Consider the following 25389-nt stretch of genomic DNA (forward strand, 5'->3'; position numbering starts at 1 on the left):
TCACAATCCTGGCGCGGACGACGCTCCACGCGGAGGAGCGCCGTGCGCGGGCGATTGTGATGGCCTACAGGTCCATGACCAGTGTGATCTCGTCGCGGTAGTCGTCCGGGGCGACCCGGATCGCGCGGGGATGGGTGCCGACGATGCGGTAGCCGAGGGGGCCGTAGAAGTTCTCCAGGCCGAGGCCGCCGCGAATGGTGAGCTGGAGTTGCTCGAGGCCGAGATCGACCGCGGAGCCGCGCAGACCCTCCATCAGCATCCGGCCGCCGCCGTTGCCCTGGTGCTCCGGATGCACCATCACCCGCAGCACCGTGCGCCAGTGCGGCTGCAGAACGCCTCCGCGGGCGACCAGCATGCCCATCCCGACGTACCGCTCGCCGTCGTGCAACACGCCGAGCAGGTCCAGGCCGGCCGCGACCCGGCCGAGCGCGCCGTCGAGGTTCTCGGCGATCTGGTCCACCGGCGCCGGCGCGGTGTGCCCGACCGCGCCGCCCGCGTTCGTGGCCGCGACCCACGTGTCCAGCAGGTCCGCCCGCAACCCCGGATCGAGTGCCTCGTCCGGGTCCGCCACCAGGTACTTCACCGCACCTCCATCTGCGACTGAGTTGCAGATAGTCTACGGCTCCAGAGGGTGCAGCGGAGGCACGGTGCCCAGCTTGTCGGGGTTCCGGATCAGGTACAGCTCGGTGATCCGGCCGTCGGCGCTCTTCATGAACGTGACGGTGTCCGGCTCGTCGTCGACGTACGCGATATAGGCGAGTTCGTCGTTCAGTGTCGCCATCCGGATCTCGAACTCCGGGTAGTCCGCGAGTACGGCGAACATCCAGCGCGCGATCTTCTCCGCACCCTGGATCGGGCGCAGCGCGGCCCTCTTCTTCCCGCCGCCGTCGCTGATCAGGACGGCCTCCGGCGCGAGCAGCGCCACCACCTGGTCGAAGTCACCCGAGCCGGCCGCCTGCATGAACCGCATCGTCAGCTCGTCGTGCCGCGCCTTGTCGACGGGGTGCCGCGGCTGCCGCGCGTGCACGTGTCCCCGGGCGCGATGGGCAAGCTGCCGTACGGCGGCCTCCGAGCGGCCGAGTGTGTCGGCGATCTCGTCGTACGGCAGGTCGAACACCTCCCGCAGGACGAATGTGGCGCGCTCGAGCGGTGACAACGTCTCGAGGACGACGAGCATGGCCATACTGACCGAGTCCGCCAGTTCGACCGCGGCCGCCGGGTCGTCGTCGGTCGCCAGCGGCTCCGGCAGCCACGGGCCGACGTACTGCTCTCGGCGGGCCTTCTGCTCGCGCAACCGGTTGAGCGCCAGCCGGGTCGTGATGCGGATCAGGTACGCCCGCGGGTCGCGGATGTCGTCGTGGTCGATCGCGGACCAGCGCAGCCACGCCTCCTGGACCACGTCCTCCGCGTCGCTCACGCTGCCGACGACCCGGTACGCCGCGCCGACCAGCACCTGGCGGTGTTCGGCGAACTCGCGGGCGAGCTGCTCCTCGGTCACTGCACCGGCCTCAGTTCGCAGTACTCCTTGAACCCCTGGCTGGTGAGACCGAGAGCGGAGTTGAACCGGGACCGGTAGTTCTCCAGCGCCACGACCGCGGTCAGTTCGACCAGTTGCTCGTCGCTGAGGTCCTGGCGCAGCCGCTCGACCTGCTCGTCGGTGACCTCCGGCGGGGTGGCGGTCATCGCCTCGGTGTAGTCCATCACCGCGCGCTCCAGATCCGTGTAGGCGTCGCTGTCCCGCCACCTTGGCACATCGCGCAGCTTCGCGGGATCGACACCCTGGTGATGGGATTCCCAGTAGCCGAAGTCCATGCACCAGCTGCAGCCGATCCGCGCCGACGCCACCATCACACTCAGCGCCTTCAGTCCCGGGTCCAGCGTGTTCCAGCGTGCCGCCGTGGTCTCCATCAGCGTCGCCGACACCAGGACCCGCCGGTTGTGCAACGCCAGCTTCACCGGGTCCAGCACCTTCCGGTACCTCCGCCGGGTGCCCCACTCCACCAGCCGCACCGTCAAGGACCGCCGGTGCTCCAGCCCGATCCGCGCCATCGCTAACCTCCGAAATTCGTCGTCGGCCCTTGGACACGCCCCGAGGTCCGGGCTGTGACATGACCTGCGTCACAGGGTGCATCCCGGCGGAGTGGGTAGTTGATGGACGAGACGTGGTTGGATATTCATGCGGCACGTGGCATACTCATTCACATGAGTGTGACGGTGGCGGTAGCCGGGGCCAGTGGGTATGCGGGAGGCGAGCTGCTCCGGTTGCTGAGCGGCCACCCCGAGGTGGAGATCGGCGCCCTGACCGCCGGCGGGAACGCCGGTACGGCGCTCGGCGCGCACCACCCGCACCTCGTGCCGCTGGCCGGGCGCATCCTGGTCGAGACCACGGCGGAGAATCTCGCCGGTCACGACGTGGTGTTCCTGGCCCTGCCGCACGGACAGTCCGCCGGAATCGCCGAGCAGCTCGGCGATGACGTCACCGTGATCGACTGCGGCGCGGACTTCCGGCTGACCGAGGCCGAGGCGTGGGTCGAGTTCTACGGCGGCGAGCACGCCGGATCCTGGCCGTACGGGCTCCCGGAGCTCCCCGGGCAACGGGACAAGCTCCGCGGGTCGAACCGGGTCGCCGTACCGGGGTGTTACCCGACCGTCTCCACACTGGCCCTGCTGCCCGCCGTACAGAACGGGCTCGTCGACTCCACGCAGCTCGTGGTGGTCGCGGTCAGCGGTACGTCGGGCGCGGGCAAGGCGCCGAAGGCACACCTGCTCGGTGCGGAGGTGATGGGTTCCGCGTCGGCGTACGGCGTCGGCGGGGTGCACCGGCACACGCCGGAGATCGAGCAGAACCTCACGCCGTACGCCGACCAACCTGTGAGCGTCTCGTTCACGCCGGTGCTCGCGCCGATGGCCCGCGGCATCCTGGCGACCTGCAGCGCGCCGATTGCCGAGGGCACCGACTACGCGGCGCTCCGGAAGGCCTACGAGGACGCGTACGCCGACGAGCCCTTCATCCACCTGCTGCCCGAGGGACAGTGGCCGCAGACCCAGGCCACCCTCGGGGCGAACACCGTGCAACTGCAGGTCGCCCTCGACCAGCGCACCGGCCGTGTCGTCATTGTGGCCGCGATGGACAACCTCACCAAGGGCACCGCCGGCGCCGCCGTGCAGTGCATGAACCTGGCCACCGGTCTCGACGAGACCCTGGCCCTTCCTCTAGTAGGAGTAGCTCCGTGACCGTCGATATCACCCCGGACGCTGCGCTGGATTCTGGAGTCGATCGGAGCGCCGGTGTCACCGCGCCGGCCGGCTTCCGAGCGGCCGGGGTGATCGCCGGGATCAAGCCCGCCGGTACGCCGGACCTCACCGTCGTGGTCAACGACGGCCCGCACGACGTCGCCGCCGGCGTCTTCACCACGAACAAGGTGAAGGCCGCGCCGGTGCTCTGGTCGCAGCAGGTCCTGACCGCCGGCAAGCTCAAGGCCGTCGTCCTGAACTCCGGCGGCGCCAACGCGTGCACCGGACCCGAAGGCTTCCAGGACACGCACAAGACCGCCGAGAAGCTGGCCGAGGTGCTCGGCGTCGGCGCCGCGGAGATCGGCGTCTGCTCGACGGGCCTGATCGGCGAACGCCTCCCGATGGACAAGCTGATTCCAGGTGTCGACGCGGCCGTCGCGGCGCTCGGTGACGACGCCGCGGCCGGTCTGGCGGCGGCGACCGCGGTGATGACGACCGACAACGTGCCGAAGCAGGCCGCGCTTCGGCACCCCGACGGGTGGAGCATCGGCGGCTTCGCGAAGGGCGCCGGGATGTGCGCGCCGAACATGGCGACGATGCTGAGCGTGATCACCACCGACGCCGTCCTCGACCAGCCGCACCTCGACCACGCGCTGCGCAACGCGGTCGGCAAGACCTTCAACCGGCTCGACGTCGACGGCGGTACGTCGACCAACGACACCGTGCTGCTGCTGAGCTCTGGCGCCTCCGGGGTGACCGTGACGCCCGAGGCGTTCGAGGCCGCTTTGACCGCCCTGGCTGCTGACCTGGTGAAGCAGTTGCAGGCGGACGCGGAGGGCGTCACGAAGCACGTGAGCATCACGGTCCAGGGTGCCGCGACCGAGGCGGAGGCGCTGGCCGCCGCCAAGATCGTTGCCGAGGACAATCTGTGCAAGACGGCGTTCTTCGCCTCCGATCCGAACTGGGGACGGATCGCGATGGCGGTCGGGAACGCGCCCACCGCCTTCGACCCGTCGCTGCTCGACATCAGGCTGAACGGCGCTGCCATCTGTGTCGCCGGCGGCAAGGGCGTCGACCGCTCCGAGGCGGACCTGAGCGGTCTCGAGATCGACGTGGTCATCGACCTGCACGCCGGCCCGGCGTCGGCGACCGTCCTCACCACGGACCTGTCGCACGCGTACGTCGAAGAGAACTCGGCGTACTCGTCATGAGCGAACGGAGTGAGCTCATCATCAAGCACAGGGCGTTTCGTGCCTCATCCGCGCCCGGAGCGAAGCGAGGACGTGGATGAGCTACCCGGAAGCGGTCGAGAAGGCGGCCGTACTGACTGAAGCGCTGCCGTGGTTGAAGGAGTTCCACGGCAAGACCGTCGTGGTGAAGTACGGCGGGAACGCGATGGTCGACGAGAAGCTCAAGCGGGCGTTCGCCGAGGACATCGTGTTCCTCCGGTACGCCGGGGTGCGGGTCGTCGTCGTGCACGGCGGGGGACCGCAGATCAGCGACATGCTCGGTCGGCTCGGGATCGACAGCGAGTTCCGGGGCGGACTGCGGGTCACCACGCCCGAGGCGATGGACGTCGTCGGCATGGTGCTGGTCGGCAAGGTCGGCCGCGAGTTGGTCGGGCTGCTCAACGCGCACGGCCCGTTCGCGGTCGGGATGTCCGGTGAGGACGCGGGCCTGTTCACCGCGGAGCGCCGTACGGCGCTGGTGGACGGCGAGCAGGTCGACATCGGGCTCGTCGGCGACGTGGTCGAGGTCCGGCCGGAGGCGGTGATCGACCTGATCGACGCCGGCCGGATCCCGGTGGTGTCCACGATCGCGCCGGACGAGGACGGCCTGGCGCACAACGTCAACGCCGACACCGCGGCCGCCGCGCTGGCGTCCGCGCTCGGTGCGGCGAAGCTCGTCGTCCTCACCGATGTCGCCGGGCTCTACCGGAACTGGCCGGACAGCGACGAGATCATCACCCAGATCGACACCACCGAGCTGGCCGAGTTGCTGCCGTCGCTGGCATCCGGCATGGTGCCGAAGATGGAAGCCTGCCTGCGCGCGGTCGAGTCGGGTGTGTCCCGGGCGACCGTGATCGACGGCCGCGTACCGCACTCGCTCCTCCTCGAGATCTTCACCGACGCCGGAGTTGGAACCCAGGTGATTCCTTCATGACCGAACTGCTGACCGTCGACGGCACACAGGCGGCGCTGACCGAGCGGTACTCCGGCGCGCTGATGAACACCTTCGGCGCGCCGAAGCGGGTGCTGGTCCGCGGCGAGGGCGCGTACCTGTGGGATGCCGACGGCAACAAGTACCTCGACCTGCTCGGCGGGCTCGCGGTGAACTGCCTCGGGCACGCGCACCCGTTCGTGGTGTCCGCGGTGACCTCGCAGCTCGCCACGCTCGGCCACGTCTCGAACTTCTTCGCCTCCGCGCCGCAGATCGCGCTCGCCGAGAAGCTGCTCGCTCTCTTCGATGCCCCCGGCAAGGTGTTCTTCACCAACTCCGGCACCGAGGCGAACGAAGCCGCCTTCAAGATCACCCGGCGCACCGGCCGCACCAAGATCGTCTCCACCGTCGGCGCCTTCCACGGGCGGTCGATGGGCGCGCTCGCGGTGACCTGGAAGCCGGCGTACCGGGAGGCCTTCGCGCCGCTGCCCGGTGACGTGGAATTCGTGCCGTACGGCGACGCGGAAGCGCTGGCCGCCGCGGTCGACGACCGGACCGCGGCCGTGGTGCTCGAGCCGATCCAGGGCGAGAACGGCGTCGTCCTACCGCCGGCCGGCTACCTCCAGGCGGCGCGGCGGATCACGTCCGAGCACGGCGCACTGTTGTGGATCGACGAGATCCAGACCGGGATCGGGCGGACCGGGACCTGGTTCGCCTACCAGCCCGAGGGCATCACGCCGGACCTGGTGACGGTGGCGAAGGGCCTCGGCGCCGGCATCCCGATCGGTGCGTGCATCGGGCTCGGCGCGGCCGCCGACCTGCTGCAGCCGGGAAACCACGGTACGACGTTCGGCGGCAATCCGGTCGCGGCGATCGCCGGCCTTGCGGTGCTGACCGTGATCGAGCGGGACGGCCTGCTCGAGCAGGTGAATGCCGTCGGCAACCACCTCGCCTCGTCGGTGATCGCGCTCGACCATCCGCTCATCTCCGGTGTCCGCGGTCGTGGTCTGCTGCTCGCTATCCAGCTGACCAAGCCGGTGTCCGAGCAGGTGGCGGCGTTGGCGCTGGAGGCCGGGTTCGTGGTGAACAATCCGATTCCGGACGCGTTGCGGCTGGCGCCGCCGTACATCCTCAGCAAGGCTGATGCGGACAGTTTCGTCGCAGCCCTTCCGGGGCTGCTCGACAAGGTGGAGGCTGTGTGATGGTGCGGCACTTCTTGCGGGACGACGACCTGTCCCCGGTCGAGCAGGACGAAGTACTGACGCTGGCCGCGCAGCTGGCGACGGATCGGCACGGGCACAAGCCGCTCGAGGGGCCGAAGACGGTCGCGGTGATCTTCGACAAGACGTCGACGCGGACCCGGATCTCGTTCGCGGTCGGGATCTCCGAGCTGGGCGGCGTACCGCTGGTGATCGACGCGCAGACCTCGCAGCTGGGCCGTGGCGAGCCGATCGCGGACACCGCGCGGGTGCTGGACCGGCAGGTCGCGGCGATCGTGTGGCGGACCTTCGGCCAGAGCCGCATCGAGGAGATGGCCGCCGCCTCGAGCGTGCCGGTGATCAACGCGCTGACCGACGAGTTCCACCCGTGTCAGATCCTCGCGGACCTGCAGACCGTGCGGCAGCACAAGGGCTCGACCGCCGGGCTGAAGCTGGTGTATCTCGGCGACGGCGCGAACAACATGGCGCACTCGTACCTGCTCGGCGGCGCGACGGCCGGCATGCACGTGATCATCGGGTCGCCGGAGGAGTACCAGCCCGACCCGGACGTCGTCGTCCAGGCGGCGGCGATCGCCGAGCAGACCGGCGGATCGGTCGCCTGGAGCGGGGACCCGATCGCGGCGGCCGACGGTGCCGACGTCGTGGCCACCGACACCTGGGTGTCGATGGGGCAGGAGTCCGAGGCGGCGGACCGCGAGGCGCCGTTCGTGCCGTACGCCGTGACCGAGGAGCTGCTCGGCAAGGCGAAGCCGGACGCGATCGTCCTGCACTGCCTGCCCGCCTATCGTGGCAAGGAGATCGAGGCGGCCGTGATCGACGGACCGCAGTCGGTCGTCTGGGACGAGGCGGAGAACCGGCTGCATGCGCAGAAGGCGCTGCTGTCGTGGCTGCTCGCAAGGAGTTTCTCGTCGTGAGTATCGCGGTTCCCACTACCAAGACGGCCCGCCAGCAGCGAATCGTCGATCTGCTCGGGCGGCAGCCTGTGCGGTCGCAGACGGAGCTGGCCGAGCTGCTCGCGGCCTCCGGGCTGGTGGTCGGGCAGGCGACGCTGTCGCGGGACCTGGTGGAGATCGGTGCAGTGAAGGTTCGCGACTCGTCCGGCCAGCTGGTGTACGCCGTACCGGGTGAAGGCGGTGACCGTACGCCGCGTGCCGGTGAGGCTGCCGCGTTCGAGGCCCGGCTGGCCAGAGTGGCGTCGGAGTTGCTCGTGTCGGCCGAGGGCAGCGCGAACCTGGTGATCCTGCGGACTCCGCCGGGCGCGGCGCAGTACTTCGCCTCGGCGATCGATCACGTGGGGCTCGACGACGTGCTCGGCACCATCGCCGGCGACGACACCGTCATGGTCGTTTCCCGCAACCCCACCGGGGGAGAGGCCCTGGCCGCCCGTTTCCTGTCCCTCGCCGCCCGTTCCGAACCGAAGTAGAGGAAGTGTCGTGAGTACTGGAGAGAGCGCCGCCCTGTGGGGCGGACGGTTCGCGGGCGGGCCGGCGGATGCGCTGGCGGCGTTGAGCAAGTCGACGCAGTTCGACTGGCGGCTGGCGCCGTACGACATCGCCGGGTCGAAGGCCCACGCCAAGGTGCTGCACCGGGCGGGGCTGCTGACCGACGAGGACCTGTCCGCGATGCTGGCGGGGCTCGACGAGTTGCTGGACGACGTACTGTCCGGGAAGTTCCTCCCCGCAGAGGAGGACGAGGACGTCCACACCGCGCTGGAGCACGGGCTGCTCGTGCGGCTCGGCGCCGAGCTGGGCGGGCGGCTGCGCGCCGGACGGTCGCGGAACGACCAGGTCGCGACGCTGTTCAAGGGCTATCTGCGTGAGCACGGCCGGATCATCGGGCGGCTGTTGCTGGAGCAGGTTCAGGTGCTGGCCGAGCAGGCTTCGCGGCACCTGGGTGTGGCGATGCCGGGGCGGACGCATCTGCAGCACGCGCAGCCGGTGCTGCTTTCGCATCATCTGCTCGCGCACGCGTGGCCGCTGATCCGGGACCTTGATCGGCTGGCCGACTGGGACGCCCGGGTTGCCGCGGACTCGCCGTACGGCTCGGGGGCGCTGGCCGGTAGTTCGCTGGGGCTGGACCCGGTCTTCGTCGCGCAGGAGCTGGGCTTCACGAATTCGTCGGCGAACTCGATCGACGGTACGTCGGCGCGGGACTTCGTGGCGGAGTTCGCGTTCGTCACCGCGCAGATCGGCGTCGACCTGTCCCGGCAGGCGGAGGAGGTCATCCTCTGGGCGACGAAGGAGTTCGGGTTCGTCGAGCTGGACGACGCGTTCTCGACCGGGTCGAGCATCATGCCGCAGAAGAAGAACCCGGACATCGCCGAGCTCGCCCGGGGCAAGGCGGGGCGGCTGATCGGGAACCTGAGCGGCCTGCTGGCGACGCTGAAGGCGCAGCCGCTCGCGTACAACCGGGACCTGCAGGAGGACAAGGAGCCGGTCTTCGACTCCATCGACACGCTCGAGGTCCTGCTGCCCGCGTTCACCGGGATGATCCGGACGTTGCGCTTCAACTCCGCCCGCTTGGAGGAGCTCGCTCCGCAGGGCTTCTCGCTGGCGACCGACATCGCCGAGTGGCTGGTCCGCCAGAAGGTCCCGTTCCGGGTCGCCCACGAGCTGGCCGGCGCCTGCGTCCAGGAGTGCGAGAAGCGGAACATCGAGCTCTGGGACCTGACCGACGCCGACCTGGCCGCGATCTCACCCGAGCTGACCCCCGAGGTCCGCTCGGTCCTGACCGTCGAGGGTTCCCTGGCCTCCCGCAACACCCGCGGCGGCACCGCCGAGGACCGCGTGACGGAACAGCTGGCCGAACTGCGGACCCGGATCGCCGACCACGGAACCCGTCTCGCTTAGGGTGCTGCGCATGCGGCGTTCACTTCTTGCTGGTCCTGTGCTGGAAGTGGCGCCGAAGCTGCTCGGCATGGTCCTGCGCAGCACGACCGCCGAGGGGACGGTCGCGGTCCGGCTGACCGAGGTCGAGGCGTACGACGGCCCGAACGACCCCGGCTCGCACGCGTACCGCGGTCAGACCGCCCGGAACGCGGTGATGTTCGGCCCGCCCGGGTTCCTGTATGTGTACTTCACCTACGGCATGCACTTCTGCATGAACGTCGTCGCCGGTCCGGACGGTACGCCGTCCGCGGTGCTCCTGCGAGCCGGCGAGATCGTCGAAGGCGTCGAACTGGCCCGCGCCCGCCGCCGCCCCACGCCGGAGAAGACCGTCATCAACCAAGCAACGCCCGACTTCCGCCCGGACGGGCCGGGCCTCCGGCCGGACGCGCCGGGCCTCCGGGCGAGCGCGGCCGGCGTTCGGGCGGGGCGGTTGGTCAAGCGGGCGGCCGCGAACCCGGACCGCGACCTCGCGCGCGGTCCGGCGCGGCTGTGCGTTGCCCTCGGCATCGGACGTGAGGGCAACGGCGCCGACCTCCTCGCCAAGACCTCGTCCATCCAGCTCGTCGACGGTCCGGGCTTCGACGGCGTACCGTCTACCGGCCCGCGCGTCGGGCTGCGTGAGGCCGCCGACCGCGCCTGGCGCTTCTGGATCCCCGGCGACCCGACCGTCTCCCCGTACCGCCCGCACGTCCCGAAGAAGCGTTCCTAACGGTTGGCCAGCTCCAGCACGTAGTCCAGCTGCGGGAGCCCGTGCTCCACCTCGGGATCCGGGAACAGCCCGATGTGGTGCACCCCGGCCACCTCCAGGGTCTCGAGGTGCGCCGCCGCGTCGTCGAGCGTGCCGACCGCGCCGATCTGCGTCCACCAGTCGCGCGGCATCCCGACCAGGCCGGCGTTGCCCGAGTCGTCGTACAACTTCTTCAGCTCCTCGAAGAACGGCAACGCGGTCAGCTGCGGCGCCTTCGCCGCGATCCGCTCGGCCAGCCAAGGCGCCGTCCACTCGTACGCCGCCCTGCGATCCTCGCGCACGCACATCGCCGCGAAGACAGCCACCACGAAACCCTCGGGCGAACCGGCGTACTGCACCGACTGGCGTACGTACGCCGCCGTCGCCGGCTCCGCGAGCACGACACCGCCCGCGACCCGTCCTGCCAGAGCCATCGACTTCGGGCCCTGCACCCCGAGCAAGATCGGCGGTACTGCGGCCGGCGGCGCGTCCAGCTTCACCTTGTCGAGGAAGACGGTCTTGCCCTCGACGCTGACCTCCTCGCCGCGCAGCAGCCGCGTGACACTCGTGGTTACCTCCTCGAGCGCTGTCAGCGGCGACTTCGGCCGGACGCCCATCTGGCCCATCCACGACTGCACCCCATGACCGATGCCCGGCAGGAACCGGCCCGGCCCGAGGGCCTCCAGCGTCGCGAACTCCATCGCCGTCACGGCCGCCGTACGAGCGACCGCCGGCACGATCCCGAGCCCGACGGTCAGCCGCTCCGTCGACGTGAGCGCGGCCGACACGAGTGACGGGCCGGCCGTGTAGAAGCAGTCCTCGATGATCCACAGCTCGTCCGCGCCGCCGTCGTCGAGGCGCCGCGCCACGTCCCTGACGAGCGCGGCCGGGTAGGTCCGGGGGAAACACATTCCGACATCGGTCATGGGGAGAAGGTAGGAGATGCCACCGACAGTTCGCTCGAAGTGCCGACGTTCTCGGGCGGCGTTGTCGGATTCCGGGTAGCCGGTTCGTGGACAGGGCAAGCGGACCGAACAAGATCCCCAGAGACTCGAGGAGAGCCACGATGAACGACCAGACCGGGCGAGTGACCAGACCATTCCGATTCGGAGTCGTTGCCCCGCTCACTTCTGACCTGCCGACGTGGCGGGACCGCGTGCGCCGCATCGCCGGCAGCGGCTACTCGACGCTGCTGGTGCCCGACGTTCCTACGTGGCAGCCGGCGCTGGGCCCCATGCTGGCCACCGCGGCCGCGCTCGCTGACCTGCGGGTCGGCTCCTGGGTCTATGCCGCCGCGCTGCGCCAGCCATGGAGCACCGCATGGGAGGCCCACTCACTTTCAGTGCTCACCGAAGGTCGCTTCGAGATGGGCATCGGCGCCGGCCGGCCCGGGATCGAGGTCGAGCTGGGCCTGCCTGCCGTCTCCCCGGCCGAGCGTCGTACCAGGATGCGCGAGACCGTGGCCGCCCTGCGTGAGTTCGACGGCCCGGAGCTGCACACGCCGGTCGTCATGGCGGTCAGCGGACCGAAGTCGCAGGCGCTGGCGCTCGAAGTCGCTGACGCGGTCACGTTCGTACTCCCAGCCGACGATGACCGGGCCGAGACCACGCGCCGGGTGCGCGACTTTGCCGGCGGCCGGGACATGGAACTCGCCCAGCACGTCGCCGCTGTGGGTGACGGTGTCGCCCCGTTCATGGCGCCGCCCGACCTCGACACCGCGGCGCTGCGCGCGGCGGACTCGCTCGTCGTACTGCCGAGCGACCCCGGAGCGGCCGCCGAAGAAATCCAGCGACGACGCGAGGAGATCGGGTTCTCCTATTTCGTCATCGGCGCCGACTTCGCCGACACACTCGCGCCGGCCGTCGCCAAGCTGGCCGGACAGTAGGCGCTGCACTCCCTCGGCCGCCTGTCCCCGGCCGACATGCTCTACCGCGGGGGAGGACGACTAGCGGACCGTGCGGCGGGTAGGTTTCTGGTATGGCCCGTCCGCACTACTCGTCCCGTCTCGAGGACTGGTTCAACGTCGGTGTGGCGGCCGTGCTGCGGCGGCGCGGCTGGCGGGAGCGGATCATCCCGCAGGTCGGGTACGGCAACACCGAATTCGTCCGGGTGATCGCGCGCGTCGTCCTCGGACGCGATCCGCGCAACCAGCCGCGGTACGACGAGGACCAGGTGGTGCGGGGGTGGCGCGCATTCGTGACCGCGCCCGCGACGAAGGTGCCGGTGTCGGTGATCGTCAACGGGCAGACGTTCGAGACCGTCACCGACCGCGGCGGGTTCATCGACCTCGCGGTCCCGGTGGTGCTGCCGCCGGGGTGGCACGAGATCGTCCTGGGCATGCACGGCGACCGCCAGGCGCGGGCGCGGATCTTCGTCCCGGATCCGGACGCGACGTTCGGGCTCGTCAGCGACATCGACGACACGGTGATCCTGACGATGCTGCCGCGTCCGCTGATCGCCGCCTGGAACACGTTCGTGCGCGACGAGCAGGCGCGCCGCGTCGTACCGGGAATGGCTGGGCTGTACGAGGAGCTGCTGGCGGACCATCCCGGTGCGCCGATGTTCTACCTGTCGACCGGCGCCTGGAACACGGCGCCGACGCTGAGCAGGTTCCTTGCGCGGCACGGGTATCCGCCGGGGCCGTTGCTGATGACGGACTGGGGGCCGACCAACACGGGCTGGTTCCGGAGTGGGCAGGAGCACAAGCGGACCGCGCTACGCCGGCTGGCGCGCGAGTTCCCCAACGTGCGCTGGGTGCTGATCGGTGACGACGGCCAGCACGACCCCCAGCTGTACGGCGACTTCGCGCAGACCCATCCGGATCACGTACTGGCCATCGGGATCCGCCAGCTCACTCCGGCCGAGCAGGTGCTGTCGCACGGTCTGCCGGTGCCCAACGCCGACCCAGGTGCCCACGACCCGCACAGGCCGACCGCCGTCACGGTGCAGGGGCCGGACGGACATGCGTTGCGCCCACAGCTCAAGTCCGTGCTGACGCGTCCGGAACCCACCTGAGTCGCAGTACGCCGCCGTACAGGACACTAGTACCGACCGACGTACTCGAGGAGAGAACTAGTGACCGAACGCCGCACTCAGGTGCTTGACGACCTGGAGAGCCGTGGCCTGATCGCCCACTCCACCGATCCAGACGCCCTCAGGGCCTCGATGGCGGCGGGACCGATCACCTCCTATGTCGGTTTCGACCCCACCGCGCCCAGCCTGCACATGGGGAACCTGCTGCAACTGCTGACGCTGCGCCGCCTCCAGTTGGCCGGCCACAACCCCATCGGGCTCGTTGGTGGTGCCACCGGGTTGATCGGTGACCCCAAGGAGACGTCGGAGCGGGTGCTGAACCCGAAGGACGTCGTCCACGAGTGGGTCGAGCGGGTGCGCGTGCAGGTGGAGAAGTTCATCGACTTCGACCAGTCCCTGCCGAACCCGGCCCGGATCGTCAACAACTACGACTGGACCAAGGACCTCAACACGCTCGACTTCCTGCGCGACATCGGGAAGCACTTCCCGGTGAACCGGATGCTCGGCCGCGAGGTTGTGAAGGCGCGGCTGGAGCAGGGGATCAGCTACACGGAGTTCAGTTACGTGCTGCTGCAGTCGCTCGACTACCTCGAGCTGTACCGGCGGCACAACTGCACGCTGCAGACAGGTGGCAGCGACCAGTGGGGGAACCTGACGGCAGGTGTGGAGCTCATCCGCCGTGCTGACTCGGGGAAGGCGCATGCGCTGGCGACGCCGCTGGTGACGAAGGCCGACGGGACCAAGTTCGGGAAGACGGAGTCCGGCACTGTGTGGCTGGACCGCGAGCTGACGACGCCGTACGCGTTCTACCAGTTCTGGTTCAACAGTGACGACCGGGACGTCATGCAGCTGGTGCGGTTCTACACCTTCCGTACGGCGGAGGAGATCGCCGCACTCGAGCAGGCGACAGCGGACCGGCCACAGGCACGGGAAGCACAGCGGGTGCTGGCAGAGGACGTGACGACGTTGGTGCACGGGGCCGAGGAGACTCGGCGGGTGCAGGAAGCGTCGAAGGCGTTGTTCGGCCAGGGGGAGCTGGGATCGTTGGACGGTTCCACACTGGTCGCAGCGCTACGCGAGGCGCCTCATGTCGAGCTGGGCGCCGGCGAGGCGATGCCGACGTACGGCGACCTGCTGGTGAAGTCCGGCCTGGTGGCGAGCAAGTCCGCTGCGCGGCGGACGGTGGCCGAGGGTGGGGCGTACCTGAACAACGAGAAGGTGAAGGACGCGGAGTATGTTCCGGCCGCGGACGATCTGCTGCCGGGTGGCGTCTTGGTGCTGCGGCGTGGGAAGCGTTCGTTTGCAGGGGTTCTGGCCTCGCCGGCCCAGGGCTGACGGTTGTCCGACGGTCGCGTGCGGGGGTGGGCTCCACTCCCACATCCGGGTTGCCAAAGGCAAATTACAGCCTTGTGATTCAGCCCACCGGGGCTCGATTTGACCGGCAACCTGGGAGCCACGTAATCTTCTTCTTGTTGGAGCGAGGCGCGGGACGCGAAAGCGGCCGGTCGCTCCGAACCCCCCAAGGCTAGAGCAGCTGAAACGTGTCCTCGGACTCGGGTCGGCCACGCAGACGCGGGTGGGTGGTCAGAAAAATCGAGTCTTGACTCGGTGGATCTGGTCCGGTAGAGTAACGCAGGTTGCCCCGGGAGCCTGGCTGAGAAGCCGAGCTGCGGTGTGCGTCCGATTCTTGAGAACTCAACAGCGTGCCGAAAGTCAATGCCGAAAGATGCATTAACCCCGTCCACAGGCGTTGAACGATTCTTCCTAGGCCCTGGGTCTTTGATCTTGGGTTGGGGGTTGTCGTTGTCTGTGGGTGGATTCCTTTGAAATTATTGATTCAAGTCAGTTTGATTGTTTCTGATTCGAAGGATCTTCTCGAAGTAGTCTGTTTTCCATGGTTCGCCGTGGTTGACATATAGATTTCAACGGAGAGTTTGATCCTGGCTCAGGACGAACGCTGGCGGCGTGCTTAACACATGCAAGTCGAGCGGTAAGGCCCCTTCGGGGGTACACGAGCGGCGAACGGGTGAGTAACACGTGAGCAACCTACCCTCAACTTTGGGATAAGCCTCGGAAACGGGGTCTAATACCGGATAATATCGGCTGCCTCATGGTGGTTGGTTGAAAGTTCTGGCGGTTGGGGATGGGCTCGCGGCCTATCAGCTTGTTGGTGGGGTAATGGCCTACCAAGGCGTCGACGGGTAGCCGGCCTGAGAGGGCGACCGGCCACACTGGGACTGAGACACGGCCCAGACTCCTACGGGAGGCAGCAGTGGGGAATATTGCGCAATGGACGAAAGTCTGACGCAGCAACGCCGCGTGAGGGATGACGGCCTTCGGGTTGTAAACCTCTTTCAGCAGGGACGAAGCGAGAGTGACGGTACCTGCAGAAGAAGGACCGGCCAACTACGTGCCAGCAGCCGCGGTAATACGTAGGGTCCGAGCGTTGTCCGGAATTATTGGGCGTAAAGGGCTCGTAGGCGGTTCGTCACGTCGGGAGTGAAAACTCGGGGCTTAACCCCGAGCCTGCTTCCGATACGGGCAGACTAGAGGTAGGCAGGGGAGAGCGGAACTCCTGGTGTAGCGGTGGAATGCGCAGATATCAGGAAGAACACCGGTGGCGAAGGCGGCTCTCTGGGCCTTACCTGACGCTGAGGAGCGAAAGCGTGGGTAGCGAACAGGATTAGATACCCTGGTAGTCCACGCCGTAAACGTTGGGCGCTAGGTGTGGGGGACATTCCACGTCCTCCGTGCCGCAGCTAACGCATTAAGCGCCCCGCCTGGGGAGTACGGCCGCAAGGCTAAAACTCAAAGGAATTGACGGGGGCCCGCACAAGCGGCGGAGCATGCGGATTAATTCGATGCAACGCGAAGAACCTTACCTGGGTTTGACATATAGGGAAATCCTCCAGAGATGGGGGGTCCGTAAGGGTCCTATACAGGTGGTGCATGGCTGTCGTCAGCTCGTGTCGTGAGATGTTGGGTTAAGTCCCGCAACGAGCGCAACCCTCGTCCTATGTTGCCAGCACGCCCTTCGGGGTGGTGGGGACTCATAGGAGACTGCCGGGGTCAACTCGGAGGAAGGTGGGGATGACGTCAAGTCATCATGCCCCTTATGTCCAGGGCTTCACGCATGCTACAATGGCCGGTACAAAGGGCTGCGAAGCCGTAAGGTGGAGCGAATCCCAAAAAGCCGGTCTCAGTTCGGATTGGGGTCTGCAACTCGACCCCATGAAGTCGGAGTCGCTAGTAATCGCAGATCAGCAACGCTGCGGTGAATACGTTCCCGGGCCTTGTACACACCGCCCGTCACGTCATGAAAGTCGGCAACACCCGAAGCCGGTGGCCTAACCCTTGTGGAGGGAGCCGTCGAAGGTGGGGCTGGCGATTAGGACGAAGTCGTAACAAGGTAGCCGTACCGGAAGGTGCGGCTGGATCACCTCCTTTCTAAGGAGCATTCGGCGATCGACCCGGAAGGGTGGTCGTCAATTCGTCGTTTCTTGGACGTCCGTTCCAGGGCGACGGTGCTTCGGAATGTGGAACATTGACCATTAGGCCAGGATCTCGAGTGATCGGGTTAGTACTGCTGGAGCCCTTTGGGGTGAAGGCGTGGAACGCGGGGTTGTTCGGGTGAGTGGCTGAGGCGCGCTGTTGGGTCCTGAGGAATCGGGCCCGGTTCACGGAAGCTGTGCTTCTGGGGGCTGGATCTGTTTCTTCTGGGTCACGGGCCAACCAGGTTGTGGTTGGTTGGGTGGCTGGGGCCGGCTCTCACTGAACTGCTGGTGGGTGTATCTGATGGGTGGGTTGTTTCCCTTGAGGGTGTGCTGATTGGTAAGCGGTGGTTTGGGGCTGGTGTTCCTGCCCGTATTTTGAGAACTGTATAGTGAACGCGAGCATCTCTTTGTAGCGTAATTTTTGCTTTTAGTTTTTGTTTTTGTGACAAGCTACTAAGGGCAATCGGTGGATGTCTTGGTACCAAGAGCCGATGAAGGACGTTGGAGCCTGCGATAAGCCCCGGGGAGTTGGCAACCGAGCTGTGATCCGGGGGTGTCCGAATGGGGAAACCCAGCTGGCATTCTAAAGCCAGTTACCAGTGCCTGAACACATAGGGTTCTGGAGGGAACGCGGGGAAGTGAAACATCTCAGTACCCGTAGGAAGAGAAAACAATTGTGATTCCGTGAGTAGTGGCGAGCGAAAGCGGATGAGGCTAAACCATGTGCGTGTGATAGCCGGCGTGCGTTGCGTATATGGGGTTGTGGGAGCATTCAGGTCTTAATGCCGTGAGACCGGAGAGTTATAAATCACTGTTGAAGTCGAATCTTCTGGAATGTTGAGCCGTAGTGGGTTATAGCCCTGTAGGCGTAAGACAGTGACTCTCGAGTGTTTTCCCAAGTAGCACGGGACTCTTGAAATCTCGTGTGAATCTGGCGGGACCACCCGCTAAGCCTAAATACTTCTTGGTGACCGATAGCGGACTAGTACCGTGAGGGAAAGATGAAAAGTACCCCGGGAGGGGAGTGAAATAGTACCTGAAACCGGTTGCCTACAATCCGTCGGAGCATCTCCTTGTGGGGTGTGACGGCGTGCCTTTTGAAGAATGAGCCTGCGAGTTAGTGGTGTGTGGCGAGGTTAACCCGTGTGGGGTAGCCGTAGCGAAAGCGAGTCTGAATAGGGCGCTTTAGTCGCATGCTCTAGACCCGAAGCGGAGTGATCTATCCATGGGCAGGTTGAAGCGTGGGTAAGACCGCGTGGAGGACCGAACCCACCAGGGTTGAAAACCTGGGGGATGACCTGTGGATAGGGGTGAAAGGCCAATCAAACTCCGTGATAGCTGGTTCTCCCCGAAATGCATATAGGTGCAGCGTCGTGTGTTTCTTACCGGAGGTAGAGCACTGGATGGTCTAGGGGGCTTACCGGCTTACCGAAATCAGCCAAACTCCGAATGCCGGTAAGTGAGAGCGCGGCAGTGAGACTGCGGGGGATAAGCTCCGTAGTCGAGAGGGAAACAGCCCAGATCACCAGCTAAGGCCCCTAAGCGATTGCTAAGTGGAAAAGGATGTGGAGTTGCCCAGACAACCAGGAGGTTGGCTTAGAAGCAGCCACCCTTGAAAGAGTGCGTAATAGCTCACTGGTCAAGTGATTCCGCGCCGACAATGTAGCGGGGCTCAAGCAATCCGCCGAAGCTGTGGCACTCACACAAGTACTCGGCGGCCCTTTTGGGTCGTCCAGGTGTGTGGGTGGGTAGGGGAGCGTCGTGCAGCGTGTGAAGCAGCCTAGTGATGGAGTTGTGGATGCTGCACGAGTGAGAATGCAGGCATGAGTAGCGAATGACGGGTGAGAAACCCGTCCGCCGGATGATCAAGGGTTCCAGGGTCAAGCTAATCTGCCCTGGGTAAGTCGGGACCTAAGGCGAGGCCGACAGGCGTAGTCGATGGACAACGGGTTGATATTCCCGTACCGGCATTAACACGACCCGACCGAACCTGCTGATGCTAAGCCAACAAGGCCATGATGTCTTCGGACGGATTGGTGGCGTTGGTGACCCGAGGTGGTAGTAGGTGCATTGAGGAGTGACGCAGGAGGGTAGTCCAACCGCGGCGATGGTAGGCGCAAGCTGATCCGCGGGCAAGGTGGTAGGGCGAGGCATAGGCAAATCCGTGTCTCATTGAGCCTGAGAGCCGAGGCGGACCCGTTTAGGGGAAGTGGATGATCCCATGCTGCCGAGAAAAACTTCGCAGTGAGTGTTAGAGCCGCCCGTACCCCAAACCGACACAGGTGATCAGGTAGAGAATACCAAGGCGATCGAGTGAACCATGGTTAAGGAACTCGGCAAAATGCCCCCGTAACTTCGGGAGAAGGGGGACCGGATCCGTTAGGTGATTTACTCGCCGAAGCGGTGATGGTCGCAGAGACCAGGCCCAAGCGACTGTTTACTAAAAACACAGGTCCGTGCGAAGAAGTAATTCGATGTATACGGACTGACGCCTGCCCGGTGCTGGAACGTTAAGGGGACAGGTTAGCTGGTTTCGGCCGGCGAAGCTTTGAACTTAAGCGCCAGTAAACGGCGGTGGTAACTATAACCATCCTAAGGTAGCGAAATTCCTTGTCGGGTAAGTTCCGACCTGCACGAATGGCGTAACGACTTGGGCGCTGTCTCAACCATGGACTCGGCGAAATTGCATTACGAGTAAAGATGCTCGTTACGCGCAGCAGGACGGAAAGACCCCGGGACCTTTACTACAACTTGGTATTGGTGGTCGGTACAACTTGTGTAGGATAGGTGGGAGACTGTGAAATCCGGACGCCAGTTCGGGTGGAGTCATCGTTGAAATACCACTCTGGTTGTTCTGGCTGTCTAACTTTGGTCCGTTATCCGGATCAGGGACAGTGCCTGGTGGGTAGTTTGACTGGGGCGGTCGCCTCCTAAAAGGTAACGGAGGCGCTCAAAGGTTCCCTCAGCCTGGTTGGCAATCAGGTGTCGAGTGTAAGTGCACAAGGGAGCTTGACTGTGAGACAGACATGTCGAGCAGGGACGAAAGTCGGAACTAGTGATCCGGCGGTGGCATGTGGGAGCACCGTCGCTCAACGGATAAAAGGTACCCCGGGGATAACAGGCTGATCTTCCCCAAGAGTCCATATCGACGGGATGGTTTGGCACCTCGATGTCGGCTCGTCGCATCCTGGGGCTGGAGTAGGTCCCAAGGGTTGGGCTGTTCGCCCATTAAAGCGGCACGCGAGCTGGGTTTAGAACGTCGTGAGACAGTTCGGTCCCTATCCGCTGCGCGCGCAGGAGACTTGAGAAGGGCTGCCCCTAGTACGAGAGGACCGGGGTGGACGAACCTCTGGTGTGCCAGTTGTTCCGCCAGGAGCACGGCTGGTTGGCTACGTTCGGGAGTGATAACCGCTGAAAGCATCTAAGCGGGAAGCACGCTTCAAGATGAGGTCTCCCACCGGGTTAACCGGGTAAGGCCCCCAGTAGACCACTGGGTTGATAGGCCAGAAGTGGAAGCGCGGTAACGTGTGGAGCTGACTGGTACTAATAGGCCGAGGGCTTGTCACACACCCACCACCCGCTACGCGGGGTGTGGAAACTGAGACTATTGGCTGCGTTATGTAACGATGTTCGCGTTCACTGTACGGTTCCCGGAATACGGTCAACCCCAGCCCACAATTGTGTGGCTTGTGCAGGTTTGACATGTGTTCTTATAGAGTTTCGGTGGCCATAGCGTCGGGGAAACACCCAGTCTCCATTCCGAACCTGGAAGTTAAGCCCGCCAGCGCCGATGGTACTGCGACCGGGAGGTCGTGGGAGAGTAGGACGCCGCCGGACATTCACACTGTTAAGGGCCACCCCACACGGGGTGGCCCTTAACATTTCCCTGCCCCGCACCAACCTGCGGGTAGACAGAACGACGGCCTGCCGGCCACAGCCAGCTACAGCCTGGCCACGCCGATCCGAGGCGGGCCCAGGTGATTCCAGGTGAGCCCAGGCTCGCCGCGCCTGCCGGTCGACGTATCCGCCCGCACGGCGCCCGCACGGCGGCGGCCGCACCTGTCGGAGCCGGTCAGAGCAGGCGGTACCGCACCGGTCGTACCGCGCCGGCGGAGCCTGCCAGAGCTTGTCGTACCGCACCGGCTCTACGGCACCCCACCCACCACACGCTTTGCCCCGGCGGCACAGCACCGCGAGCGGCACATCTGCCCGAGCCCGTCGTACCGCACCGGCCGCGGCGGCCGCACTGCACTGGCTATACGGCAGCCCATCCACCACCCCATTGCACCGGCGGCACAGCACCGCGGGCGGCACAGCTGCCAGAGCCGGTCGTACTGCGCCGACCGCACCGACCTTCCACGGCAGCGCAGCACCAGGCCGGGCCACACGCCGGCCGGGACCCCGCGCTGGACGTGCCTCCCGCAGGCGCACCGCACTTCACCGGCCACACCGGACCGCACCGCCCCTTCCAACAGGCAACCCAGCGCCGCGCCCGGCCCCACGCTGAACGTGCCGCTCACAGGCGTACTGCACTTCACCGGCCACACCGGACCGCACCGCCGTTGCAAACGGCAACCCAGCATCGCCCCGGGCGGCACGCGATCCCGGCCCTGCGCTGGACGTTGCCTTCCACAGGCGCACAGCACTTCACCGACCATGCCGGATTGCACCGCCGTTGCATGGCTGCACAGCACCGCGCCGGGCGGCACACGGCCCCGGCCCTGCGCTGGACGGGCCTCCCACAGGCGCACAGCGCTTCACCGGCCACACCAGACCGCGCCGCCCTTCCGACAGGCAACACCCGGCACCGCGCCCGGCCGCACGCCGACCAGGCCCCGCGCTGGAGGTGCCTCCCGCAGGCGCACCGCGCCTCACCGGCCATGCCAGACTGCACCGCACTGCCATTGGCTGCGCAGCACCGCGTCGGGTGACGAGGGGGACCTTGGTGGAGGTTTCGTGGACACAGCCGTAAGGGACGTCGTGTCTGCAGAGGGCACGAGCGGATGTTCGAGGCGTAGATGCTCACGCGCGCTCGAGCGTTGGTCGTCGGAGCTTTGCCGGGATGCCTCTGTCATCCGTCATGCTCCAACGCTGCTGGTGAACGCAGAGACGGTGATCCAATCCCCGATCGCCCAATGAGGTGACAAATTGGTGGCTCGGGCTGCCTTCGGCTGTCAGGGTTGGTCGGATGTTGCTGGTGGTGACTGGTTCGAGTTGTTCGGGTAAGACGACGCTCGCTCGCGCGCTGGGTGACCGCCGGCGGGGCGTGGTTTTCCATGATCACGACGAGATCGGCGTACCGGAGGATGCGGACGCGCAATGGCGGAATCGGACGACAGAACAGTGGATCCGCCGAGCCTTGGAGTATCAAGACCGTGGGCTGGATGTTGTCCTGACCGGCCAGTCCCCGCTCGGTGAGATCTTGGCGTCGCCGTCAGCGCCTCAGCTCGATGGCATCGCGGTGTGTCTGGTGCATGTCTCCGACGAGGAACGGCGGCGGCGCCTCGATCGACGAGACGGAGGTCGCTGGTCACCCGCAGTTCTTGACTCCTTCGTCGGTTGGGGTGCGTGGCACCTGGGGCACGCTGAAGACCCTCGCCACCGGCCTGACGTGATCATTGACGGTAGCTGGCCGGAGATGGTCTGGGATCGATGGTCGACGTGGACGAAGGAAGATCCCAGGTGGTACACGTACGTCCTCGACACCACGGGTCGATCCATCGCTCAATCTGTCGACGACCTTGAGCAGTGGGTCATGGGTCAGCGCAGAGCCGCTCGATCCGGAAAGCTCGCGCTCTCCAAGGGCTGGGTTGACGTCGAACCCTGATCCGAAGGGACGCCGTCCTTGCCAACAGGTTTGTCTGACAGCGGCTTCGGATCGGGTCAAGTCCCTGGAAGTGGTGTAGTGCTGCGTGATCCTGGGGTGGGGTTAGGCGGTGAGTGCTGGTAGGTCGTCGGTTTCGATCTCGGGTTGGGTGTTGGTGTGGCTGGTGAGGCGTGAGCGGGCGAGGACGTCGAGGCCGAGGTAGCGGCGTCCTTCGGCCCATTCGTCGGTTTGTTCGGCCAGGACGGCGCCGACGAGGCGGACGATGGCGTCGCGGTTGGGGAAGATCCCGACCGCGTCGGTGCGGCGCCGGATTTCTTTGTTCAAGCGTTCGGCGGGATTGTTGGACCAGATCTGTGTCCACACGTCCTTCGGGAAGACGGTGAAGGCGAGAACGTCCTCGCGGGCCGCGGCGAGATGGTCGGCGACGGCGGGCAGCTTCTCGCCGACGTAGTCGAGCAGCCGGTCGAACTGGGCCTGCACCGCGTGCGCGTCGGGCTGGTCGTAGACCGAGTGCAGCATCGCCTTGACCGCCGGCCACATGCTCTTGGGGCAGATGCTCATCAGGTTCGCGGCGTAGTGCGTTCTGCATCGCTGCCAGGACGCGCCGGGCAGGTTCGCCGCGATCGCCTCCCGGAGACCGGCGTGGGCATCCGAGGTGACGAGCCGCACGCCGGCCAGGCCGCGGGCGACCAGATCGGCGAAGAACTCGTTCCAGGCCGGCCCGGTCTCACTGGTGGCCACGCGCAGGCCGAGGACCTCGCGGTGCCCGTCGCCGTTGACGCCGGTCGCGAGCAACACGACGGCGTTGACGACCCGGCCGCCCTCGCGGACCTTCATCGTGAGTGCGTCCGCGGCCACGAAGGTGAACGGGCCGGCGGCGTCGAGCGGCCGGTGCCGGAAGTCCTCGACGACCGCGTCGAGGTCGGCGGCCATCCGGGAGACCTGGGACTTGGACAGTGAGTCGATGCCGAGTGTCTTGACCAGCTTGTCCATCCGCCGCGTGGAAACCCCGGCGAGGTAGCAGTCGGCCACGACGGTGATCAGGGCCGACTCGGCGCGTTTGCGGCGCTCTAGCAGCCACTCCGGGAAGTAGGTGCCCTTCCTGAGCTTCGGAATCGCGACATCGACCGTTCCGACACGGGTGTCCAGGTCGCGGTGCCGGTAGCCGTTGCGCTGCGTCGTACGGCCCGGCGAGGGGCGTCCCCACTCCGCGCCGACCACCGCGTCGGCGTCGGCGGACAGCAGCGCGTTGATGATCGACTGCAACAGCGAACGCATCAGATCAGGGCTGGCTTCGGCGAGCGCCTCGCCAAGCAGACCGACAGGGTCGACAATGTGTGGTGCGGTCATCGTGATGGTCCTCGAGGATTCTGTGGAAGGTTGACTCGAAGGATCACGCGATGACCGCGTCCTCGTCCACGACGAGTTCGGCGACCGCGCTACACCACTATCGGGGACTCAACTTCGGATCGGGCCGGACGTGGGTGGCGAACCCCGGGGATGGCGTCGGACCCCGCTCGAACGCGACCGGCCGCCGCACCGCCGGATGCTTCGGCGGACACGCGTCTGAGACCGCGGCTCGGGTGGCGCCGGATGCGCAGAAGGCAGTCGGCCTACAGCCTGCGTCGACGCCACTGTGCGGTTGTGCCGGTGCCCGCTTCAGGGCCGGTGGCGGACCGCCGTACCGCCGGATGGCCTGAGACGGCGGCGTCGCATGCCGGGCGGCCTCGGCAGCGGGGGCGTGCGCACACCCCGTCGCGGCACATCAGTGACCGCTGGCTGCACGCGCTGACGGCTGCGACGCCGCTGGACCGGGCTCCGACGGCGTCGGCCGTCGCGCTGCTGGCCGCCGCTATCAGCGGCACCGCGACTGCGGCACCGCGACTGCGGCAGTGCGAGTGTGGTGCGGGGAGTGCGGTCGTCGGGAGTGTGGTGCCGGGGGTGCCGGGGGTGTGGTGCCGGGGGTGTGGTGCCGGGAGTGTGGTTGTCGGGCTTCGGGGGTGGCGGGGTTGCGCGTGGCTGATGGCCGGTTGCTGGGCGGGTCGACGGTTGGGTTCGCGGGAGTCGTGGTCGGTGGGCGGGTGGGGCTTGTGGTGGGAAGTACTCGATGCGGTGGATCGTTGTGGGGGACGGTAACGTTTGTCCGATTACTGTTCTTCAGCTTTGTTAGGAGTCACCGTGGCTACGCCACCTCGCAATCCTCGCTCCGGCTCAGGGGACCGACGCGGTTCCTCCGGAGGCGCCGGCCGTTCCGGCGGTACCGGTGGGGGACGCTCTGACTCCGGCAACCGTTCGGGTTCGGGGCGTTCTGGCTCGGGTCGTTCTGGACCTGGGGCCGGGGGTTCTGGTTCGGGGGCCGGTCGGTCCGGGGCTGGTGGTTGGTCCAAGTCGAGCGGCGGGGGATCCGGTCGTGGCGGCTCTGGTGGCTCTGGCGGATCCGGGGCTGGGTGGTCGGGTTCGGGCGGCGGACGTTCGGGCGGCGGGCGTTCGGGGTCCAGCGGTGGCGGTTCGGGGTCTGGTGGGGCTCGCGGGGGTTCTGCGAGGCGTTCCGGTGGGGCTCCGGCTCGGCGTGGTGGGTTTGCCGGTGGGCGGGCCGGTGGGTCCGGTGGGCGTTCTGGTGGTTCGTCGTACGGCGATCGGGATCAGGGGCCGTCGGAGAATCGGCGGGGGTTTGCCGGCTCTCGGGGTGAGGACAAGGCGCGGCGGGATCCGTTCGGTGGGCAGTTGTCCGGCGAGGAGCGCGGTCGGCGGGACGACCGGGGTGGTTCTGGGCGCGGGCCTGGTGCGGGACGAGGCGTAGCCGGTT

General features: G+C 66.7%; 17 protein-coding genes and 3 rRNA genes. 15 read left to right on the top strand and 5 right to left on the bottom strand.

The annotated features are described in order from the left end of the window. Positions 1-64 precede the first annotated feature (64 nt). The 3 genes from BJY22_RS16465 to BJY22_RS41055 are packed head-to-tail and all read right to left on the bottom strand — an operon-like array spanning position 65 to position 2049. Positions 65-583, bottom strand: a complete 519-nt coding sequence (locus BJY22_RS16465) for a GNAT family N-acetyltransferase (RefSeq protein WP_167207740.1) — start codon at positions 581-583, stop codon at positions 65-67. Between the two features lie 33 nt (positions 584-616). Next, entirely contained in the window at positions 617-1498 is an 882-nt protein-coding gene (locus tag BJY22_RS41050; protein WP_337758742.1) for an RNA polymerase sigma-70 factor, read from the bottom strand. Further along, positions 1495-2049, bottom strand: a complete 555-nt coding sequence (locus tag BJY22_RS41055; RefSeq protein ID WP_202891139.1) for a carboxymuconolactone decarboxylase family protein — start codon at positions 2047-2049, stop codon at positions 1495-1497. The genes BJY22_RS41050 and BJY22_RS41055 overlap by 4 nt, the downstream gene beginning before the upstream one ends. A 153-nt stretch (positions 2050-2202) precedes the next feature. Between BJY22_RS41055 and argC the strand changes: the two genes are divergently transcribed. The 8 genes from argC to BJY22_RS16510 all read left to right on the top strand — a co-directional run bounded on the left by argC (position 2203) and on the right by BJY22_RS16510 (position 10211). After that, positions 2203-3234 (top strand): N-acetyl-gamma-glutamyl-phosphate reductase, encoded by a 1032-nt coding sequence (argC, locus tag BJY22_RS16475; RefSeq protein WP_167207742.1) that lies wholly within the window; start codon positions 2203-2205, stop codon positions 3232-3234. After that, positions 3231-4445, top strand: coding sequence for a bifunctional glutamate N-acetyltransferase/amino-acid acetyltransferase ArgJ (argJ, locus tag BJY22_RS16480; protein ID WP_167207744.1), 1215 nt, complete (start codon positions 3231-3233; stop codon positions 4443-4445). Before argC ends, argJ begins: the two co-directional genes overlap by 4 nt. A 76-nt stretch (positions 4446-4521) precedes the next feature. Further along, entirely contained in the window at positions 4522-5397 is an 876-nt protein-coding gene (gene argB / locus BJY22_RS16485) for an acetylglutamate kinase (RefSeq protein WP_167207746.1), read from the top strand. Continuing rightward, positions 5394-6596, top strand: coding sequence for an acetylornithine transaminase (locus BJY22_RS16490; protein WP_167207747.1), 1203 nt, complete (start codon positions 5394-5396; stop codon positions 6594-6596). The genes argB and BJY22_RS16490 overlap by 4 nt, the downstream gene beginning before the upstream one ends. Continuing rightward, positions 6596-7528, top strand: a complete 933-nt coding sequence (gene argF / locus BJY22_RS16495) for an ornithine carbamoyltransferase (protein WP_167207749.1) — start codon at positions 6596-6598, stop codon at positions 7526-7528. Before BJY22_RS16490 ends, argF begins: the two co-directional genes overlap by 1 nt. Further along, the gene (locus BJY22_RS16500; RefSeq protein WP_167207751.1) at positions 7525-8037 is read left to right on the top strand and encodes an arginine repressor; all 513 of its coding nucleotides are present in this window, start codon (positions 7525-7527) and stop codon (positions 8035-8037) included. The genes argF and BJY22_RS16500 overlap by 4 nt, the downstream gene beginning before the upstream one ends. Positions 8038-8047: 10 nt before the next feature. After that, positions 8048-9463, top strand: a complete 1416-nt coding sequence (gene argH, locus BJY22_RS16505) for an argininosuccinate lyase (RefSeq protein ID WP_167207753.1) — start codon at positions 8048-8050, stop codon at positions 9461-9463. Between the two features lie 10 nt (positions 9464-9473). Next, complete coding sequence (locus tag BJY22_RS16510; RefSeq protein WP_167207755.1) at positions 9474-10211, top strand: DNA-3-methyladenine glycosylase; 738 nt, start codon at positions 9474-9476, stop codon at positions 10209-10211. On the opposite strand, the gene BJY22_RS16515 is transcribed toward BJY22_RS16510, so the two are convergent. Then, positions 10208-11155 (bottom strand): LLM class flavin-dependent oxidoreductase, encoded by a 948-nt coding sequence (locus BJY22_RS16515; RefSeq protein WP_238350380.1) that lies wholly within the window; start codon positions 11153-11155, stop codon positions 10208-10210. The two genes, BJY22_RS16510 and BJY22_RS16515, sit on opposite strands and share 4 nt — an antisense overlap. 140 nt (positions 11156-11295) lie before the next feature. On the opposite strand from BJY22_RS16515, the gene BJY22_RS16520 reads away from it, so the two are divergent. From BJY22_RS16520 to BJY22_RS16550, 7 genes are all read left to right on the top strand, one after another. Next, positions 11296-12114, top strand: a complete 819-nt coding sequence (locus tag BJY22_RS16520; RefSeq protein WP_167207757.1) for an LLM class flavin-dependent oxidoreductase — start codon at positions 11296-11298, stop codon at positions 12112-12114. 92 nt (positions 12115-12206) lie between these two features. After that, positions 12207-13244: an App1 family protein gene (locus BJY22_RS16525; protein WP_167207759.1), complete on the top strand. Its 1038-nt coding sequence runs from the start codon at positions 12207-12209 to the stop codon at positions 13242-13244. A gap of 60 nt (positions 13245-13304) precedes the next feature. Further along, complete coding sequence (tyrS, locus tag BJY22_RS16530; RefSeq protein ID WP_167207761.1) at positions 13305-14597, top strand: tyrosine--tRNA ligase; 1293 nt, start codon at positions 13305-13307, stop codon at positions 14595-14597. Positions 14598-15184: 587 nt separating this feature from the next. After that, positions 15185-16709, top strand: a 16S ribosomal RNA gene (locus BJY22_RS16535). 490 nt (positions 16710-17199) lie between these two features. Beyond that, positions 17200-20323, top strand: a 23S ribosomal RNA gene (locus BJY22_RS16540). Between the two features lie 152 nt (positions 20324-20475). Then, a 5S ribosomal RNA gene (gene rrf, locus BJY22_RS16545) occupies positions 20476-20593 on the top strand. Together the 16S, 23S and 5S rRNA genes form the textbook arrangement of a ribosomal RNA operon. A gap of 1351 nt (positions 20594-21944) precedes the next feature. Beyond that, entirely contained in the window at positions 21945-22583 is a 639-nt protein-coding gene (locus tag BJY22_RS16550; protein WP_167207763.1) for a P-loop nucleotide/nucleoside kinase family protein, read from the top strand. Positions 22584-22685: 102 nt separating this feature from the next. On the opposite strand, the gene BJY22_RS16555 is transcribed toward BJY22_RS16550, so the two are convergent. Further along, entirely contained in the window at positions 22686-23933 is a 1248-nt protein-coding gene (locus BJY22_RS16555) for an IS256 family transposase (RefSeq protein ID WP_167203572.1), read from the bottom strand. Between the last annotated feature and the right edge of the window lie 1456 nt (positions 23934-25389).

This window comes from Kribbella shirazensis (assembly GCF_011761605.1).
Lineage (GTDB): Bacteria > Actinomycetota > Actinomycetes > Propionibacteriales > Kribbellaceae > Kribbella > Kribbella shirazensis.